The following is a 19,494-nucleotide window of genomic DNA, read 5'->3' on the forward strand; positions in this document are numbered from 1 at the left end:
TCTTCGTAAGCTTACTTATTTTTCCGGCTTGCACCCGGAGGAACTTTGTGACAACTCCACGGCTTATGTGCAGCATTGTCTTTAACATTCTGATCAACAAATTTGTAGTAACTTTCTTTCGTGTGTGTCCACCAATCATCATGAACATCGGCACCATGTTTGCGAATAACTTCCTCAATCCCATCAAGGTTTATATTTGCCGCATCATATGCGAGGTGTATTTCACCTTCTTTGATGTTGTAACTGACTTCATCTATACCAAAAAGCTGATCAATTTCTTTTACTAACTCGTCACAGTTTTCTTCTGTGACATTACTTAGCCTTAAATTGCGAACAACTAAATTCTGCTCTCTAACGCCAACTCTATGATCTAAATCGCTCATAATTTTTCTCCTAATGTGAGTGCGAGTGTTGTTGTTTTTTGTCTTTCATTTCTGCCATTTTGTATTTCATTTGTGGCATCATGTTTTCCATCATTTCCAGATGATGTTCAGCCATCTTGATTTGCTTATGCATTGGCATTGCTTCCATGTTTTTGTGCATGGATTTCATCATCTTCATCATTGAGCGGTGATGTTCAGCCATCATCTGCTTTTGCTTTTCAGGATCTTTTTCAGCTTTAATGGCATGGACTTCCTTTTTCATTTCCATCATTTTTGAATGCATTTTTCCCATGTTTTCATGCGACATTGCCATGCCTTGATGCATATCAGCTTTGTTCGCACCTTCATGTTTATGCTCATTGTTTTGGGCAAATGAGCTAGTGGCCGCCAATAGTGAGCTGACAAATAAAATTGATTTACCTAACGTTTTCATGATTTTTACCTTCTATGTTCTTATTAAAATTTGGAATCCAACTTGGTGTCGATTCCATATATCTGTGGTACTCCGAACCAAACTCGGCAATAGCTTGTGTCTCTTCGCGTTTCGCTAGCTTGACGTAAACAACGACTAAGATTGGAAACATCGCAAGTGTTGGGATGGTCGGCCACTGCAATAAAAAGCCAAACATGATTAGAATGAAAGCTACGTACTGTGGGTGACGACACCTCGCATACCATCCTGTAGTAGCCAATTGATGGTGTTTTTGCGCGTGATGCAATACGTTCCATGCTGAAGACAACATAAAGAAGCCAGCGACAATAAACACCATACTCGCTATATGAAATGGGTCCCAATGGGCATCACCTTCAAAACCAAAGAAAGTATGCAATAAGTGTCCATTTTCATGCGCAAAGAAGTTTACTTCTGGATAGGTCTCCGTCAGCCACCCCGATAGAAAATAGATAGTTAAAGGAAAGCCATACATTTCAGTAAATAGGGCGACAATAAAGGCGGAGAACGCTCCTAAACTTCGCCAATCAGTCGATGTTTTTGGTTTGACAAAACTAAAGGCAAAAAAGATAAAAATTGCAGAGTTCAGTATCACCATTGACCATAAGCCATAATCATATGTCTCATTCATCACTTTTCTCCTTTTTATGTGATTCCTTACGCCCTTCTTCTAAGCCTTGTATGTAGCCATCGCGATAGGCTGCATTTTTATCCGTGAGTTCTTGAAAGCTCTCTTCCTTTTTATCATCAGGCGCATGTGAATGATCGTGACCATGTTTGCCATGACTGCCGTGCATAAATACGTGCATCAAAGGACATAACAGCAAAATTAAATAGGGAAGAAATTGCAGAACATGTTGTCCATGTTCAAAGATTAAAAAATAGGTGGCTGCGGCAATAAGCACCAATGCAGCCCAACCTGTGGGTGTTGACCAAAATTTAGGATGCTCATTTTTCATGTTGGCCTCCTATTGACCGTAAATCTTCCGCAGATGCTTCAGACTTAGAATTTATCCAGTAGAGATTATCCACAGGAGAGACGCTAACTAATCCTTCTCCTTCAACGTTGGTATGCGCTGCATCAAGCAAAACTTCAGCAACATGTTCTGCATCGTCGAAGGCGACGTAAATGGTTATCACTATATGTTCTGATAAGTGATTTCTGTTATAAGTATCAGCATATGCACCTCTTCCCATCGCTTTATGGATAGTAAAGCCTTTATAGCCATGTGAAAGTAGTGCCTCTTCTACTCGCGCTAATACCATTTCATCGAAAATGGCTGTCACTTTTTTCATGTTCATAAACCCTCCTAAACAACCTTTAAGACACCGCGATACATTTGCATCTGACAATGAAACTCATGCTCTCCCGGTGATAAGTTCAATAAGGTAATTTGAGTAATTTCATTTAATTTAAGCTGCTCGCTTATCTCCAATGATGGAATAAGCATTGTTTCAGCACAGGGTGATTGATCTTTGCGCATGAACTTCAGGGTGACAGGTTGACTAGCAGACACTTGGATTGAGGATGGTGAATACACACCATCTTTCACTTCAATGAGTACTTCATTATCTTGAACAATTGTTTTATTGGGTTTGTATAGCCAAAACCACCAAACAATCAGTGCGATTAACACTAAGCCTAATAAGTTAATTACCATCATCGTGCTTCTCCTTAATGCTCTTTTGCTTTAAACAAGCGAAGTCGATTTGCATTTGACACTACAGTCAATGACGAAAACGCCATTGCAGCACCTGCAATTACAGGGCTAAGCAGAATGCCAAAGAAGGGATATAGAATCCCCGCAGCAAAAGGAATCCCGGCTACGTTATAGACAAACGCGCCAAACAAGTTTTGTTTTATATTTCGTAAAGTAGCTTTGCTTACCGCTATGGCATCAGCAAGGCCATGAAGTGAGCCACGCATTAGAGTAATGTCAGCACTTTCGATAGCTACATCAGTCCCTGTACCTATGGCGAAGCCAACATCGGCTAACGCTAGCGCAGGAGCATCGTTGATGCCATCTCCTGTCATACCAACAATTTCGCCGCCTTCTTGTAGCTCTTTCACCTTGTTGGCTTTATCTTCTGGCAGCACTTCAGCAAGAAACTCACTAATACCCGCTTTTTTGGCAACAGCGGCAGCGGTTTCCTTGTTATCACCCGTTAACATGATGACGCGTATACCATTAGCCTGAAGCCGTTTGATAGCAGAGATTGAGTCTGACTTAATAGGATCTGCAACAGCAATGATTGCTGCAAGTTCACCATCTACAGCAAAGTACATAGGTGTTTTGGCTTCTTTGGCTAAAGACTGCGCTTGTTCAACAAAGCCAGTGAGGTCAATGCCTTTTAACTTCATTAACTTATCGTTACCGAAAAGCAGGGCTTTGTTGTTGCAACTTGCTTCTACACCAAAACCCGTAATGGCGTTAAAGGCTTCAATCTTTAGCAAGTCGATGTTTTTTTCTAGCGCACTTTCAACAATCGCTTGCGCTAAAGGGTGCTCTGAGCCGCTTTCTAAACTTGCTGCAAGCTGTAGTACGTCTTTTTCGTCAGTAGCTTTTGCTAAAACAATATCGGTTACCTTAGGTGCCCCTTCAGTAATAGTGCCCGTTTTATCTAAAATCATGGCAGTGATTTTAGAGGCGGTTTGCAGTGCTTCACCGTTTCGAATTAGCACTCCTGCTTCTGCTGCTTTTCCTACTCCGACCATAACAGACATAGGCGTTGCCAAGCCCAAAGCACACGGACAGGCAATAATGAGTACGGTAGTTGCTGAAACGATGGCAAAAGCAATTGCAGGCTCAGGTCCAAAGTTAAGCCATGCTAGCGCACTTAACACAGAGATGATCATGACAACAGGAACGAAATAAGCTGAAATAACATCGGCCAAGCGCCCAATCGGCGGTTTTGAATTTTGCGCTCGTTTGACCATATTGATGATTTGCGCAAGTGCGGTGTCTTTGCCGACGCGTGTCGCTTTAAACAAAATCATGCCTGATTTGTTCAAAGTACCAGCAACAACCTCATCTTCTTCGGCTTTTTCAACAGGCATGGGTTCGCCCGTAAGCATGGACTCGTCAATAGACGTGTGTCCTTCCAATACCACACCATCGACGGGGATTTTTTCACCGGGCTTAACTTTCACAACATCATTCAGCAAAACCTGCTCAATACCAATCTGAACCTCTTTGTTATCACGAACTACTGTTGCAGTTTTAGCCTGCAAGCCGATAAGGCGCTTGATGGCTTCAGAGGTTTTTCCTCTGGCTTTTATTTCTAATGCTAGACCTAGATCAATTAAGCCGATGATCATGGCGGTAGCTTCAAAATAAACATGCCGTGCCATCAATGGAACGGCGTCAGGTGCAAACACGACAACCATCGAATACACCCAAGCTGTACCTGTTCCTAAAGCTATTAGAGTGTCCATATTAGCGGAGTGATTTTTAAAGCTTTTCCAAGCGCCAACATAAAAATGCTTACCTGAAAAATACATAACACCAAAAGTTAAAATGCCTACAAGCAGCCAAGACATGCGTTCAAGGTTGGTTTCAACCGTCATTTCTCCAACTACAATACTGTAGATCATCAAAGGAACACCGAGTGAAAGGGCAATAAATGTATCGCGCATTAGCTTTTTATAATATGCCCAATCAGCCGCTTCTTTCTCGTCAAGCGCATCTGTTGCAGAGCTATCATCAATTGGCTTCGCGTTATACCCCACAGACTCAACAGCTTTGATCAATTCTTCTGTTTTTGCTGTCCCAGAAACTATTACAGTCCTATCAGCAAAATTCATTTCCGCACTGACTACACCAAAAGTTGCCTTTAACGCCCCTTCAATTTTGCCTACACAGCTAGCACACCCAGCTCCTTCAATGATGAGCTGTTGGTTATGTGATACTTTCTCCAACGTATTCTCCTTACTTTTACACGAAGAGGATTGAGCTTTTGACTGACAGCAACAGCCTGATTCGGTTTCAATATTTGTATTAGTAGTCACCATTTTTCCTCCTATGCCTTTTTTATTTGTTCAAAATTTTCGATGAGATGACAAACCATGTTTGCAGTCGGTGCTTTGTCTTCCATTTCTTCCCATTGAGAAAGAGCTGAAGACATTTTTCCTCGAAGTGCCAACATTGCTTGAAACTGTTTTTCTGTCTCTTCAAGCCGCTCTTTAATAAGACTTCTGACTAATGGACATGCACTTTTACCATCTTCAGATTCATTAAGAATTTGCTTGATATCTGCAACGGAAAAACCAAGGTTTCTGGCACTTAAAATGAATTTAAGTCTCGATACTTCTTTATTTGAGTATGACTTGTAGCCATTCACTGACTTGGCAGGTTTTAACAGTTCCAATCGCGTGTAATAGCGCACCGTATCAGCAGTCGTTCCAAGGCTTTTTGCCAGCTCTGTTACTTTCATGTTTACTCCTTAGTTTTTCACCTAAGTTTGTACTCTCACCTACAGCTTAGACCTGTGTCTAAGACACAGGTCAAGCGTTTCCTCATGATTTAATGTACTGAGCTATTGCTTTTATCTGTTGCTCGTTTAGCGGCATTTTAGGCATAGGTGAAGATGAGTTATTAAACTGAGGGTTTTGGAGCTTCTTAATAAAGAAGCCGATCCCTTTGTTTTTAATCGTTTCATCTAACGCTGGGCCAACAGTGCCACCATCACCTTTCAATGAATGGCAGCCTTGGCAACCAAATTGAACAAACAATTGCTTTCCATCAGGCGCTATCATCTTTTCTGACGCTACTTTTTTTGCCAAAGGTGCCCTTTGGCTAGTTAGCTCCAAAAATTCAAGAACAGCTTGCGTTTCTTTTCCTGTTAAATGTGCCTTTTCTCGCATATGCGGCATAATGACTTTCCATTCAGGAATAGAAAACTCATGAACAGCACGAGCGTTATGGCATCTCGCACAGTTGTTATTGATCACTTCTGCACCGGAAATTTTCTCTGCTGCATAAGAGCTAAAAGCAGACAAAAGAGATAGGCTGGCAACCAGTAATATTTGTATAATTGATCTCATCTAAGTATCCCCCTTAAAAGCCATAGCTGTATTGAATAGCGAAGCGCTTGTCATCTTCACCATCGTGAACGGTGGTATCTTCATATGTCGCCTTAATGACAGCTCGGCTGTCTAACCAGTAATTAATGCCATAAGCCCAACGCTCTGCTTCGTTAATTTTATTGGTCTCAGCATATTCAACGACGAAATCTGTTCCCTGCAATACATTGAACATTTTTCCTGCCATAAAGGTTGCTTGGAGATACCAGCCATTGCGATCAAATGTGATCACTTTGTTTTCTTCATGTTCATCTTCCTCGAAGGCATCGGTTTCTGTTTTGATGTATTCCCCTCTGACGATGTAATGGTTACCCATCCAGTTGATATCAAAGCCCGTTGCTGTAAATCCTAGCTTTTCATCATCATCATATTTTGCAGTGTAATAGGAAGCGCCAACCTCAATGCCCGGAAGAAAGGCATACGCAATACGCCCCCCAAATGCTTTGTCAGAGTTGTTATCCGCACTCGTTGCTTCAAACGCTAGTTCAGGAAGTTCCAAAGCGTGATCATCAACTTCTTCATGCTCGTCTTCCTCTTCCGCATGTTCATCGACAACCACTTCTTCGTGTTCATCCTGCACAGGTTCTTCATCATGGGCATCTTCTTCATCGTCATGCGGAGCCTCGGTAGCAAGACCATTGGTCATATATACATCAAAGAAAATCTTCTGATTTTTACCCAAAGGAATAATGTGTTGAATGCCAACACCAATATCACTCATCACAGGCAGTAAACCTTGCATGGGTTGATAGCCACCATGACCGCCTAACCCGCCATAAATACCGGGAGAGAACGCTGAGCGATTAATCCAGCTAGGATGTAGATTCGGTCCATACTGGCCGAATGGGAGTAGAAATTTACCTGCGGTAAAAGTCGTTGTATCAGAAAGGAAATAATGAATATCAGCGTATTCAAGCTCGATTTCAGTTTCCCCGTTTTCATCAACTGAGATTTCAGTTTCAGCTTCTATATGCATTTGGTCACTGAGACTGAATAGAAATATAGGAACAAATCGCGCACTGAATGCACTTGTATCCATCAATTCACTGTCTTCGTACTTTACGTCTCCATACCCCGCTAACGCGAAGCGACTATTATTTTGTTGTTCATTCGCTAAGAGGTGCCCACTCGCAACAGCGGTAGCTATTGCAAATGGCAATAATTTGAGCATGTTCATCATGCCTCCCAAAAATATTGTGCTAATTGTTCAAAACAGTTGGTTATTTAAACCAATGAATAAATCGTTCTATTTTTGATGGGACTGGCGAAAAAAAGACGCACTGATCCCGTGATTAGCCAATAATTGGGGGACGATAAGGTAAGAGATGGATGCCAGAGGCTGGCGGGGGTATCCGTTGAATAATTAAGTCTAAGTTAATATTGCTGCTACTTTCTTCTTCCTCTTGCACAAGATAGGCATTTAAATGAAAGCTTGCACAAAAGCCACCTTCGCAGCAAAGACAATCACCAGCTTTACATTTTTCACACTCCTCATCAGCATGATTGTGCTTAGCATCTTGTGAATTTTCAGCGTGATGGTGACTATTGCTATCCATTGTTTGATGATGCATATTTTTGCTTGGTTGCATAATATGCGAATCGGAAGAGTCCCTATGATGTTCTTCACAATTCATTGGTTTAGCAGTAGCAAAGCCATGCTGCGTAAGCAACACGGTAATCACCACTATTTTAAACCACTTGAAAAGTCTAAACATTTTAATTCCTTCTATAGCATTATTAACACTAACAGCTTATGAAAATATTTCCATGACACAGGTCAATATTTGTACTGATAGCTATTTTTCCACTGACCTACTTAACTATTTCTTTACTCGATTTCTGCTAGAAGAATGCGTATGAAGCACTTTCCAATCACCATCTACTTTCTTAAATAGAAACGTTTGGAAACCTGCTTTATCGAAGGTTTTTCCTGATTTTTTCACTTCGCCTTTGACTTCTGTATCGGCAGTTGCCCAAGCAAAACCATCTTCAATATGAATTTGGATATTGGAAAAATCCAAGTTCAAGAAAACCAACGCGTCTTTTTCTGGTTCAACATGGTGTTCAATCAAATCGTTAAGCCCAACATTTTGACCGCCCGATTCAAAATACCTTGCTCCTTTAAAATCAAGAAAGTGCTTGAGAAAAGGCTTACCATCGCCATTTTCCCAACCATATTTAATTTGATGAATGATGTGAGTAATTTGCTTTTCGTCATTCATGTGGCTTTCATCATGCGCATTTGAAAAAAATGCCAGCATACTCAGAATGCTAATTACTATATATTTAGTCATTTGTTGTTCTCCGTTGTTTGACCAATAAATTAGTGTGACCAATGAATGTGCTTGATTTTCCATTCACCGTTTTGCTTTTCGAGAACCATTGTTTCCATGCCTTGATAATCACGCTCTTTGCCTTTGTATGTACCTTGAGTGTGGCTACGTGAGGCAGATATAGCGGTGTTTCCAAGTACCGTTACTTGGTGTTCTAGTGTTTTGCTCTTCATAGAAGCGAGATATTTCATATCCGACAGCATATGGTGATGGGCGTATTCATCAGCACTTCTTTCAACACGACCTCCCTCGTAGATGGTCACATCATCAGCCAACTGTGCTCTTGCTAGATCCTTATTACCCGTTTCTAGTGCTTGATGAAATGCCAAAACAACTTTTGCGGCAGGGGTATTTATACCTTTAAACAAACCTTTGTCTTTGTTCTTATCACCATGAGCGTTTGCTGCGAAACTAAACGTCATTAATAAAACGAGTAATATATTTATTGTTTTCATTTTCATTCTCTCTTATAGGTTTTAATTTGCAGGGCCAACAACACTAGTAAGCCCAGCCGTTACAGATAAAATGGCAAAAGCTACTACCATTTCTATCGAGATAGATTTAGATAGTGCTTCTCTGACATCGTTATTTTTAAGTTGTGGGACGAGTTTTAATTTATGCTTAGCTGCGATGCCTAATATCGAAACGACAAGAGCTAATTTAAGCAACAATGTTTGCCCGTAACTTGAACTAAACAGTGCCGCAAATGTTCCGACTAATTGAAAAGCTAACCAAAGGCCAGCAACCAATAATAGGCTCACCGCGATACTTGCTTGCCTTCCAAACTTGTCCATCAATGAGTAGAGCTGCTCATAGTCCTGTTCATGGCAAGCTTGTTTAAGCGGAAACAACGCTCCGAACCACCAAGCCATAACAAGCACATGGAGCATCAGCAATACTTTTTCGAGCACTCCTAGTTCAGATACATGACCGAACAAAGTAAAGGTGTAGGAAAGTACTATAAGGCTAAGCCCTAAAATGCTTATTTTTATGCTGTTGCTCAGCGCAACAGATTTGAATTTAATGTGTGACGTTATCGCGAATATCGCTAGAGCTAATCCTATACCTCTAAGTAAAGTTCCATCGCCGATAGAAGAGTCCCACATTATGTCTAAGATATCAGGGTCAAAAGCACCTTGAATGCCTTCTTCTGCCATCGCACCAGTACTAGCGAAGAACCAAATGGCATTTGCAATCAAAGCGACGATTATCGAAGCCCTTATCCATTTTAGGTTCGCTACTACCGAATTGTTATGAGACTCGTTGTGCTCAAAAATTTGCCTGAAAAATGTATAACCAGCAATACAGGCAAAGCCGACGTAAAATACAATTTTTGACAGTACAATGACTGTATTCCAGATATACATTTCCATAGCAATCACTCCATTAGACTAGTGAACCATAAAGCCAAAGCTATCTTTCATTTTATGCCCATCTTTACCTAAGAAAGTCACATCAACTATATAGTTCGCAGGTGTTAGCTTCGGTAGTTTCCATGTAAATTCAGTGTGGGCTTCTTTAGTAGGTTTAAAGCCAAACTTAACCTTTTCACCTTTTTTGTTTTTCAATGTAATTTTGACTACACGAACCTCTTTACTAAATGCCAACCTTAACTCTTCTGGAGTCTTCATTAGCATTGCATTATCAGCAGGCACGCTTTTTTCAAGATGCACATGCGCGAAAACCGCACTACTAAAAACAACGCTGATTACGGTTAAAAATTTAATTAATGTTTTCATATTTACCTCTGTTTAATTTATGAATTAACGACTAAATTTGTCTTTGAAAATTTGATTGCTGGGTATACCAACATCAGTAATTATCCTTTCTAGCTCATTCATCATTGCTTCAGGACCACATAAATAAAACTCTGTTGAAAAGGCTTCTATTCCTTTAACCAAATGAGTCAATAGCACATGCTGCACATAGCCTGAGTGTCCTTCCCATTGTTCTGAAGGGTTAGAAAGTGTAGGAATATAAGAAAAATTTTTATGCTGCTCACTCAACAAGTTCAACTCGTTGTGATACAGCAAATCATCTTCAGTTCGAGCACCATAGATGAGTGTCATATCACCTTGAAAATGGTGCTTTTTCAACTGTTCAAAAATAATGGACCTCAGTGGGGCAAGTCCTGAACCAGCACCAATAAAGATGCGACGAACCTTATTATTTGAAGTAGCGTAAAAGTCTGAAAAAGGACCTTTTGCCGCTATAGTTTCACCCACTTGTAGTGAACCTAAGTAACTTGAACCTATACCTGCCCTAAAACCATCCTTAGCAGTCTGCCAGCGGATATTAAACGTTATCTCATCTGATTCCTCGTCAAAATTAACTAATGAGTAGTGACGAGTTACACCGTCATGAGAAAACCTTCCATGAGAGTAACTTTCCCAGTATTTTTCATAGTTCTCTGGCATATCATCTGGGCGTAAACTATTAATCCCTGCTGGCACTTCAAATTGCATATATGCACCAGCTTTAAATACCAATCGTTTTCCTGATTTCACTTTAAATTTCACTTCCTTGATAAAAGGAGTAATGAAGTTAGTCGCAACAACAACCAGCTCATGATTTTCAATATTGCGATCCGTATTAACTTCAATCGAGCTAATTTCAGAGAACCGATGCTGACACCCTAACCGATAACCTTCCTTTAGCTGCTCATCTGATAAATGTTCCTGCTCAGAAAGTGTGATAGGTAATTGAGTTGAACTTAAGAACATGCATTTGCCACATGTACCGCCTCCACCACAACTTGACGTAAGATAAACATGTGAACTCTCTAGTCCTGCTAATACCGTTGAGCTGCCAACTGCTGAGATGTCAGTAATTGTATTTTCATTAGAAAAAGTCACAGCCACTTTTTGCTTGTTGCTACTCCAAACAGGCTTTAGAAAACCGTTTTGATATTGCTGTATCAGCCAAGTTACGCCAGTAACTGAAAGGAATAGCGTTGAAAAAGCAAATGCAATGATCAACCAATGGTTAAACCCTCCAGAGTTGCCATAGTCCATAAAGTGAAGCTTCATCATCAGATCTTTCAATCTGAAATCATCATTGGCATGGCGAAGCACTTGCCCTGTAATACTATCTAAATAAATAGTTGTATTATTCTCATCCTCAACGACAACTTGCCACATAGGATTTTGCTGCCTCACGTGGTCAGAAAATGGAGGCTGAGATAACACTGGAGTAGTTAACTTCCCCTCACCTGAGTAGGAGTTTTTTGCCAAAGTTAGTACTTGTTCATCCGACAGATTAAATGGCTTTCCTGTTACAGCATCAAATAGCTTTGAGTGGCGTTCTTGGTAGCTATGCTGTCCCTTATTGAACACAAAGTGATAGTAAGGCTGATGTAAAATCCATATAAGTTTTACTTCTTGAGGTGCTTCACTAGTAATGTCTTTAATAGGGATAAATCTAAAGTCTGTAATGTTACCTTCATGATGAGAGTGAACTCTAAGCTCATTACCACTGGCTTTATTATGATCCATCAAATTGAAGTAAAGGCCCGTTCCCAACCAAATAAGCAGTTGCAAACCAACAAATAAAGAAAGCCATTTGTGTACCGATGTATTCAACTTAAATAGTCGCATCAAATGACTCCCTTTTTATTTGGAGAAAGCACTCGATAATAAGTCAATACAGCGCCTGTAATTGCGCCCATTAGACCTAGAGTTGCAACTAAGAACAAAAACCAGTTAGATACGTTTTCTCCATCATCGTAATCCATAATGTGAAAACGCCACATCCAATCGAACAAACGCCAGTAATCATGACGCTTGGCAACAAGTGCGCCTGTTTGTTGACTTATATAAAATGTCGGTGTGGCGAATTGGTCAAACGTTACTCTCCAAACGGGTAAGTGTCTTGGAGATAACTCAGCAGGCATATCTGTGACTGATTGAATCAGCCTTATGCCGTTGATTTCATGATTCATTGCGTAATGGTATTGCGCGATTTCTTTAGCTTTGACTTCATCAACGGGCGGACGAACAGCCCCAGTTTTAGCGTCAATTGCTACTTTCCCCTGTTCTCCATTAATAAAAGAATACAAAGGGTCGCCCATGCTTTGGGTAAGCGTGACTTGGCTAGCTTCAGAGTAATCAGCAGCAAGCTTTGCAATGGAGTAATCCACACTAGCTAAATCTATTTTGGCTTCCTCACTCTTAGCCAAGGTTTCGCCGTGTATATAGTGAATATCCATAGTCACCATATACACACCAGTAATAGACCAAAACAGAAATTGTATTCCGACAAAAGCCATTAGCCATTTGTGGTATTTTCTAACTCTACTAAGCATTATTATCTTGCTCCAAGTTAGAAAGCCCTTTGTTAAAGGCATTTACTTCAGGCTTTTTAACGATTGAGTAAATCGCAGGAAGTACAATAAGAGTGAGCAGTACAGCACTTGTCATGCCTCCTACCATTGGTGCAGCAATACGACTCATTACTTCAGAGCCTGTACCTGTACCATATAAAATAGGCATTAAGCCGATAATGATTGTGGCAACTGTCATCATTACTGGACGAACACGTAAGCCAGCACCGTGTAATAATGCCTCTTGGTAAGCGTCATCTGATATAAGTTCAGCTCGCTCTTCGGCTTTTTCTTTAAGCTCAGCAAGTGCTTGATTGAGGTAAACCAGCATGATCACGCCAATCTCAACCGCAACACCAGCCAGCGCAATAAAGCCCACACCAACGGCAACTGAGAAATTAAACCCTTCCAGATACATCAACCATAAGCCACCAATCATTGCCATCGGCAAGGTAACGATAATGATCGCCACTTCACTAAACGCTCTAAAATTTAGGTAAAGTAAAATAACAATAATGGCGAGTGTTAATGGCAGTACATAGGTGAGCTTTTCTTTTGCTCTTTCCATATATTCGTATTGCCCAGCCCAAGTAATTGAATAACCTGCTGGTAGTTTTAGTTTATTAGCCAAGTGTATTTTTGCACTTTCAACATAAGTACCTACGTCAACACCGTCTATGTCGATAAACGTCCAGCCATTTAATCGAGCATTTTCACTCTTAATCCCCGGCGGACCATTTTCTACTCGGATATCTGCGACATCACCTAGTGCAATGCGTTGTCCATTTGGTGTTACAACTGGCAACCTTGCAAGCTGCTCTGGAGAATCACGATAATCCTGCGGATAACGTAAGTTAACAGGGTAACGCTCTTGACCTTCTACCGTTTGGGTAACGTTCATACCACCAATAGCTGTAGAAACCACTTGTTGAACATCTTCGATGTTTAACCCAAAGCGACTTGCCTTATCTCGTGAAATATCAACCTTAATATATCGTCCACCTGCTACGCGCTCAGAATAAACTGACGCTGTGCCTGCAACTTCGGGTAAAACTTGCTCTATTTGTTGGCCGATTTCCTGAATTACATCAAGCTCTGGTCCGGCAACTTTAATGCCTACTGGTGTTTTTATACCTGTAGCTAACATGTCGATTCGAGTCTTGATTGGCATAACCCAAGCATTGGTTAAGCCCGGAAACTTAACCAACTTATCAAACTCAGCTTTTAACGATTCTGTTGTAACTCCCTCACGCCACTCTTCTTGTGGCTTCAACTGAATAAAGGTTTCAATCATGGTTAAAGGTGCAGGATCGGTTGCAGTTTCAGCTCTTCCTACTTTACCAAACACTGTTTCAACTTCTGGCACAGTGCGAATAAGCTTGTCTGTTTGCTGCAATAACTCCCTTGCTTTACCAATTGAAATACCGGGATAGGTAGTAGGCATATACATGAGATCGCCTTCATCCAATGGCGGAATGAATTCACTACCAATTTTATCTACAGGCCAAAAACCAATGATAGTCACTAATACTGCTGCTACTATTGTCGATTTTGGAAACTTCATAACTTGTTTTAAAACAGGCAAGTAGATAGCAATCAATAATCGGTTTAACGGGTTTTTCTTTTCAGAAACAACTTTGCCTCGAATAAAGTAGCCCATCAATACAGGCACCAATGTGATCGCCAAGCCTGCTGATGCCGCCATTGCATAGGTTTTTGTATAAGCGAGCGGAGAGAACATTCTTCCTTCTTGCGCTTCCAAGATAAATACAGGTAAGAATGAGACTGTAATAATCAGTAAGCTAAAAAATAATGCAGGGCCTACTTCACTCGCAGCCTTGGCTACGATTTGCCAGCGGTTTTCATCTGTAAGTGGTGTTTTCTCCATATGCTTATGCATATTTTCAATCATCACTATTGCACCATCAGTCATCGCACCAATCGCAATCGCAATACCGCCTAAAGACATAATATTGGCGTTGATGCCTTGCATATACATGATGATGAACGACACCAAAATGCCTAGTGGTAGAGTAACAACTGCCACAATAGATGAGCGAAGATGAAATAGGAAAGCCACACAGACAATAGCAACGACTGCAAGCTCCTCTAGCAACTTGCTCCAAAGATTATCAACAGCACGATCTATTAACTTCGATCTGTCATAGACAGGAACAATCTCCACCCCCTCTGGTAGAGAAGATTTAAGCGATCCAAGTTTTTCTTTTACACCGTTTATGGTTTGTTGGGCGTTTTCACCAAAGCGCATAACGACAACACCACCAACAACTTCGCCTTCACCATTAAGCTCTGCGATACCACGGCGCATTTGAGGCCCTAAATTTACGGTAGCAACATCACCAATACGCAATGGCGTGCCTTGTTCGTTAATACCAAGTGGAATTTTCTCTATGTCTCCAACTGATTGAATATATCCCGTAGCAGTAACCATATATTCAGCTTCCGCCATTTCCACAACGGATGCGCCAGTTTCTTTATTGCCTCGTTTAAGTGCCATTTGGATATGACTTAACGGCACGTTATAAGCTCTGAGCTTGTCGGGATCGACTTGTACCTGATATTGCTTAACCATACCGCCAACGGCGGAAACCTCAGACACGCCCGGAACAGTTTGCAATTCATACTTTAAAAACCAGTCTTGAATACTTCTTAATTGGCTTAGATCATGGTTTCCTGACTTATCTGTTAAAGCGTAGATGTATACCCAACCCACTCCTGTCGCATCAGGTCCTAATTGTGGTTTTGCCGAATCAGGCAGGCTTGATGCTACTTGGCTTAAGTATTCAAGTACTCTGCTTCTAGCCCAATACAAATCAGTATCATCATCAAAAATGATATAGACGTAGGAATCACCAAAAAATGAGTAACCACGAACAGTTTGCGCTCCCGGTACTGACAACATGGCTGTAGTAAGGGGAAACGTCACTTGATCTTGCACTACTTGTGGTGCCTGTCCCGGATAGCTCGTCTTAATTATCACCTGCACATCAGAAAGATCGGGGAGTGCATCTACTGGCGTTTTTTGTAATGAATACAAACCACCAAACGCGATAATTAAGGTAATCAACAAAACAAAGAAACGATTGCCGATAGACCATCTAATAATTGATTCAATCATTATTTTTCTCCCACTTAATGATTAGAATGATCAACAGCAGCTTTATTTTCCTTGCCGTGTTGTTCATCTGATTCAAGAGAAATGTCAGTGATAACTAAGTCATCTCTTACCTCAAAGGTGAAAATGACGTTATCACCAACAGTGAAATCAACTATTTCTATATTGTCCGCGACGATAAAATCCATCGTCGCAGCAGGTCTATCCCATTTATCTATTGGACCTCGGCTAATATTTAGAACACGCGTATCAACATTAATAGAATTAATTAGACCTGATACTGTTGCAAAAGATACTTCTTCACTCATATCACCAGACTCACTCATGATATGAATTCCAGTAATTTCATATCCACCGCCTTCGGTTTTACTCACTTCAAAGTGCAGAGATTGACCTGACTTTAATGAGTCAATATCGACTTTTTCAGCCACAGTAAAATCCATAACCATTTCAGGCCAATCCCAAGCTTCAGCAGGGCCATGTGAAATATTAACCATGCGGTGCCCTGCCATAACACTATTAACATCCCCTTGCATCCAAACAGAGTTAGGCACTTCATCATGAGTCATTCGTTTAAAGTCAGAGCTTTTACTTGATTCAGAATCAATCAAGAATTGGGCAGATGTCACCACAACGTCATCTTCATTTAAGCCGTCTAATATTTCGATGCTGTCGATATCAACCCGGCCAATAGTCACTTCAATAGATTTAAATTGCCCATCACCTAACGCAAGTACTACTCTGTCCTGTTTACCTGTTCTAATAACGGCTTCTTTAGGCACGAGGATGGTGCTATCAGCTTGATTAGCGTGAATAGAGACTTGTGCAAACATATTTGGTTTTAATTGATAGTCTGTGTTATCAAATTTCAATCTCACTCGGAGTGTGCGTGTTTTACTGTTCAATGTTGGATAAACATAATCAACGACACCAGCCCAGTCCTCACCGGGTAAATAATCCAGTGTCATTGATACAGGAAGTCCTTTTTTAATTAAGGCTGCGTCACGTTCAAACACTTCTGCTTCAACCCAAACTTGATCTAGCTGGCCAATGCTTAATAAGGTGTTTCCCGGCTTTACATAAAAACCTTCTCTAACCTTCAAACCATCGACGACACCTGCTTGTGGTGAATAAAAGGTAATTGTTTGCTGAACCTTTCTTGTCTTTTCTAACTTTTGAATGAAATCTGAAGAAAGCTGTAACGCTTTAAGGCGATCTTTGGCTGCTGAAATTAAGGAACTATTATCGCGCTTTAACGCTATTAACAGTTCTTCTTGCGCGTTAACTAACTGAGGAGAATATAGTGTATAAAGAGGCTGCCCTTTCTCTACAGGGTTACCTGCTGCTTTGATGTAAAGTTTTTCAATCCAGCCATCAACCCGTGGGTGGATATGAATTAGCTTATCTTCATCATATTGAACGTAACCTACCGTTGAGATTTCAGTATGCATATTTTTCAGTTCAACAGGTGCAGTGCGAACCCCAAGGTTATTCACTACATGAGGCGCAATTTTTACTGCTCCGGGGCCAAAGTCATCACCAGATGATCCTTCCTCATACACAGGAATTAAATCCATCCCCATAGGCGACTTACCGGGCTTGTCCCGGCGGTAATTAGAATCCATCGGTGCAACCCAATACAGCGGTTGTTTCTCTGCTGATGTAGCTTCATCAGTATCACTGTTTGAGCCTGCACCTTGATATAAGCTCAATGCTCCTGCACCTAGTGCTGCCCCAATAATGACGGCAATAATTGTTTTCGTATTCGTTGACATTATTTTTCTCCAAATTGCTTATTGGATAAGTGCTGATTAGTTTTGTGCGAAGTGTGCAATGGCTTATGTTCAGCATTTGATTTAGATTGAGAATGCGCAAAGAAATAGTTGATGCGAGTAACTGTTTTAAGTGCATCAACATCAATTCTTAAAGCTGATATTCTGGTATTTAATTCGGCAATTCTTGCTCGAACAACTTCGGCAAAATCGCCATCATCATTGGTGTAAGCCGTCAAAGACGCTTCCGCTTGGTCATGAGTTTGTTTAAGGAGTTGTTCTTGATAGATAGATTGTCTATCAGATAAACGCTTAAGCTGTCTAAGCTCCTTTTCCACCGCACTGATCATTTGCTTTGTCAGCAATAGTTTCTCGGTTTTAACAGCCTCTGAATCTGCAATAGAAGCTGCAACTTGCTTATCTTGTCTGTTCTCGGTAAACAACGGTAAATCAAACGTTACCCCAACAGAAAATAAATCAGCTCGGCTATCACCAGAAGGCATATTGTCACGATAGGCATAGCTCGCATTAACACCCCATTGCGGCTCATATTGCTGTTTAGCTAATTCAACACCTTTTTCTGAAGATTTGCGTTTTACATCAATTGCAAGTATGGCTGGATGATTAGCAAGAGCCTGAGCCAATAGATTTCTTGAGTAATTAGATGCTTTTAGGACTGTTGGATTATTCAATTGAATCGAAGGCAATTCTTTTGAGACGCTAAACTCTAGTGGTTGCGCGTCAAAGTTGAATGATTCATTCAATCGGTCAGCATCGTAAATATGAAGCCACTCATTAAGGCGAGCGATTGTCGTTTCTAGTTTCTGCTTTTGCGAAGTTAATCTGTCATCTAACTGCACTATTTCCAATTGAGCACGAATAACATCTTGCTGTCTAGTTTTACCAACAACGTTTGAATAGCTAGCTTTAGCCACTTCCGCCATCTGCTCAAAGAGAGACCAATTATCTTCAATCAATTTAATAGTTTTCTGGGCTAAGTAAGCATCTAACCAAAGTTGTGACACTTGGCTTTTCAACTTAGCTTTACGATCCTCTCGTAGCAGTGGAAATTTCGTGGACTCAATTTGTAACTGGTCTTGCTTGATCTTTAGACTGTCGCCTCTCGGAAACATTTGAGAGACGCCAACCTTTAGCTGAGTCATTCCTTCCTGATCTAAATCCCAAGTATCTGTTGGTAAATTCATTATCCCTAGCGATACTTTCGGATCAGGCAAAGTACCTGAAGCAATACTTCTATTTTCAACTGCACTTTGTTTCAATCGGCTACCATGAAGCCAAGGATCATTTTGCTGAGCTAAGGTGATAGCTTGTTCAAGCGACACTACTTTCTCAGCTTGAGCTGAGAATACAGATAAGCCGAGTATTAGTGCAGTTGAAAGTGAAGTAAGGTTTGAAGCGTTCAATTTCATTAGAATTGCTCCTCGTATGTCTTAACTTTTGCATAGACTTTACTCGTTCCATCTTTAAATAGAATTAACACGTTGTATGGCATAAAGCGGTCACCGACTTCCATACCGGGAGAGCCAACTGGCATTGCTGGAACTGAAAGCCCAATGGCATTTGGATGTTCTTCTGTCAAGAACTGCTGAATAAATTTAGCGGGGACATGTCCTTCAAAGGCAAAGCCATTTCGACTAACCGCTGTATGACATGAACGGTAATTAGGTTTGATCCCATACTTAGTTTTGATATTGCTGATGTTTCGGAAATCTTTGGAATGTGCAACGATCCCTTTGTCTTCAATATGAGTTATCCATTTTTTACAACACCCACAAGTAGGGGTTTTATAAACGATTAACTCCAAAGGTGTTACGTCGTGATTGTCTGCATGTTTATGTTCACCTGCGTTTGCAAACGCAGGTGAAAGCAGCATTACAACTGCTATTTTTAAATACTTATTGATCATTTTTGCCCCCAGACATTGCTGGAAAATATCTATAGCGCTATGACGCTATATTGACTAACAGAAAAATTGATTACATGTGTGCGAAATT

General features: G+C 40.7%; 21 protein-coding genes. All 21 read right to left on the reverse strand.

What is annotated here, in order from left to right; all coding sequences use genetic code 11:
• Positions 1 to 11 precede the first annotated feature (11 nt).
• Complete coding sequence (locus tag HII17_RS13900) at positions 12 to 383, reverse strand: cation transporter (RefSeq protein WP_169075953.1); 372 nt, start codon at positions 381 to 383, stop codon at positions 12 to 14.
• A gap of 10 nt (positions 384 to 393) precedes the next feature.
• Positions 394 to 816 (reverse strand): hypothetical protein, encoded by a 423-nt coding sequence (locus HII17_RS13905; protein WP_169075954.1) that lies wholly within the window; start codon positions 814 to 816, stop codon positions 394 to 396.
• Entirely contained in the window at positions 800 to 1,465 is a 666-nt protein-coding gene (locus tag HII17_RS13910) for a methyltransferase family protein (RefSeq protein WP_169075955.1), read from the reverse strand. Before HII17_RS13910 ends, HII17_RS13905 begins: the two co-directional genes overlap by 17 nt.
• Positions 1,458 to 1,793 (reverse strand): DUF2933 domain-containing protein, encoded by a 336-nt coding sequence (locus HII17_RS13915; protein WP_169075956.1) that lies wholly within the window; start codon positions 1,791 to 1,793, stop codon positions 1,458 to 1,460. The genes HII17_RS13910 and HII17_RS13915 overlap by 8 nt, the downstream gene beginning before the upstream one ends.
• Positions 1,783 to 2,136 carry a P-II family nitrogen regulator gene (locus HII17_RS13920; protein WP_169075957.1) on the reverse strand — a complete coding sequence of 118 codons (354 nt, stop codon included), beginning with the start codon at positions 2,134 to 2,136 and terminating at the stop codon, positions 1,783 to 1,785. Before HII17_RS13920 ends, HII17_RS13915 begins: the two co-directional genes overlap by 11 nt.
• Positions 2,137 to 2,144: 8 nt before the next feature.
• Positions 2,145 to 2,498: a cupredoxin domain-containing protein gene (locus HII17_RS13925; RefSeq protein ID WP_169075958.1), complete on the reverse strand. Its 354-nt coding sequence runs from the start codon at positions 2,496 to 2,498 to the stop codon at positions 2,145 to 2,147.
• Between the two features lie 11 nt (positions 2,499 to 2,509).
• A complete protein-coding gene (locus tag HII17_RS13930; RefSeq protein ID WP_169076135.1) occupies positions 2,510 to 4,753 on the reverse strand; it encodes a heavy metal translocating P-type ATPase in 2,244 nt (747 codons plus the stop codon).
• 101 nt (positions 4,754 to 4,854) lie between these two features.
• A complete protein-coding gene (locus tag HII17_RS13935) occupies positions 4,855 to 5,268 on the reverse strand; it encodes a MerR family transcriptional regulator (protein ID WP_169075959.1) in 414 nt (137 codons plus the stop codon).
• Between the two features lie 82 nt (positions 5,269 to 5,350).
• On the reverse strand, positions 5,351 to 5,878 hold the full coding sequence (locus tag HII17_RS13940; protein ID WP_169075960.1) for a c-type cytochrome: 528 nt from the start codon (positions 5,876 to 5,878) through the stop codon (positions 5,351 to 5,353).
• 13 nt (positions 5,879 to 5,891) lie between these two features.
• Complete coding sequence (locus tag HII17_RS13945) at positions 5,892 to 7,097, reverse strand: porin (RefSeq protein ID WP_235938785.1); 1,206 nt, start codon at positions 7,095 to 7,097, stop codon at positions 5,892 to 5,894.
• Between the two features lie 112 nt (positions 7,098 to 7,209).
• Positions 7,210 to 7,632 (reverse strand): hypothetical protein, encoded by a 423-nt coding sequence (locus HII17_RS13950; RefSeq protein ID WP_169075961.1) that lies wholly within the window; start codon positions 7,630 to 7,632, stop codon positions 7,210 to 7,212.
• Between the two features lie 105 nt (positions 7,633 to 7,737).
• Positions 7,738 to 8,211 (reverse strand): YybH family protein, encoded by a 474-nt coding sequence (locus tag HII17_RS13955; RefSeq protein ID WP_169075962.1) that lies wholly within the window; start codon positions 8,209 to 8,211, stop codon positions 7,738 to 7,740.
• A gap of 29 nt (positions 8,212 to 8,240) precedes the next feature.
• Positions 8,241 to 8,711 (reverse strand): YybH family protein, encoded by a 471-nt coding sequence (locus HII17_RS13960; RefSeq protein WP_169075963.1) that lies wholly within the window; start codon positions 8,709 to 8,711, stop codon positions 8,241 to 8,243.
• 15 nt (positions 8,712 to 8,726) lie between these two features.
• Positions 8,727 to 9,623, reverse strand: a complete 897-nt coding sequence (locus tag HII17_RS13965) for a copper resistance D family protein (protein ID WP_169075964.1) — start codon at positions 9,621 to 9,623, stop codon at positions 8,727 to 8,729.
• Between the two features lie 18 nt (positions 9,624 to 9,641).
• Positions 9,642 to 9,989 (reverse strand): copper resistance CopC family protein, encoded by a 348-nt coding sequence (locus tag HII17_RS13970; RefSeq protein WP_169075965.1) that lies wholly within the window; start codon positions 9,987 to 9,989, stop codon positions 9,642 to 9,644.
• Positions 9,990 to 10,013: 24 nt separating this feature from the next.
• Positions 10,014 to 11,846, reverse strand: a complete 1,833-nt coding sequence (locus tag HII17_RS13975; protein WP_169075966.1) for a 2Fe-2S iron-sulfur cluster-binding protein — start codon at positions 11,844 to 11,846, stop codon at positions 10,014 to 10,016.
• Positions 11,846 to 12,553: a PepSY domain-containing protein gene (locus tag HII17_RS13980; RefSeq protein ID WP_169075967.1), complete on the reverse strand. Its 708-nt coding sequence runs from the start codon at positions 12,551 to 12,553 to the stop codon at positions 11,846 to 11,848. Before HII17_RS13980 ends, HII17_RS13975 begins: the two co-directional genes overlap by 1 nt.
• Entirely contained in the window at positions 12,546 to 15,710 is a 3,165-nt protein-coding gene (locus HII17_RS13985) for an efflux RND transporter permease subunit (RefSeq protein ID WP_169075968.1), read from the reverse strand. The genes HII17_RS13980 and HII17_RS13985 overlap by 8 nt, the downstream gene beginning before the upstream one ends.
• Positions 15,711 to 15,724: 14 nt before the next feature.
• Entirely contained in the window at positions 15,725 to 17,482 is a 1,758-nt protein-coding gene (locus HII17_RS13990; RefSeq protein ID WP_169075969.1) for an efflux RND transporter periplasmic adaptor subunit, read from the reverse strand.
• A complete protein-coding gene (locus HII17_RS13995; protein WP_169075970.1) occupies positions 17,482 to 18,909 on the reverse strand; it encodes a TolC family protein in 1,428 nt (475 codons plus the stop codon). The genes HII17_RS13990 and HII17_RS13995 overlap by 1 nt, the downstream gene beginning before the upstream one ends.
• Positions 18,909 to 19,406, reverse strand: coding sequence for a DUF411 domain-containing protein (locus tag HII17_RS14000; protein ID WP_169075971.1), 498 nt, complete (start codon positions 19,404 to 19,406; stop codon positions 18,909 to 18,911). The genes HII17_RS13995 and HII17_RS14000 overlap by 1 nt, the downstream gene beginning before the upstream one ends.
• Between the last annotated feature and the right edge of the window lie 88 nt (positions 19,407 to 19,494).

It is taken from the genome of Thalassotalea algicola, assembly GCF_012932965.1.
In the GTDB taxonomy this organism is placed as follows: Bacteria; Pseudomonadota; Gammaproteobacteria; order Enterobacterales; family Alteromonadaceae; genus Thalassotalea_F; species Thalassotalea_F algicola.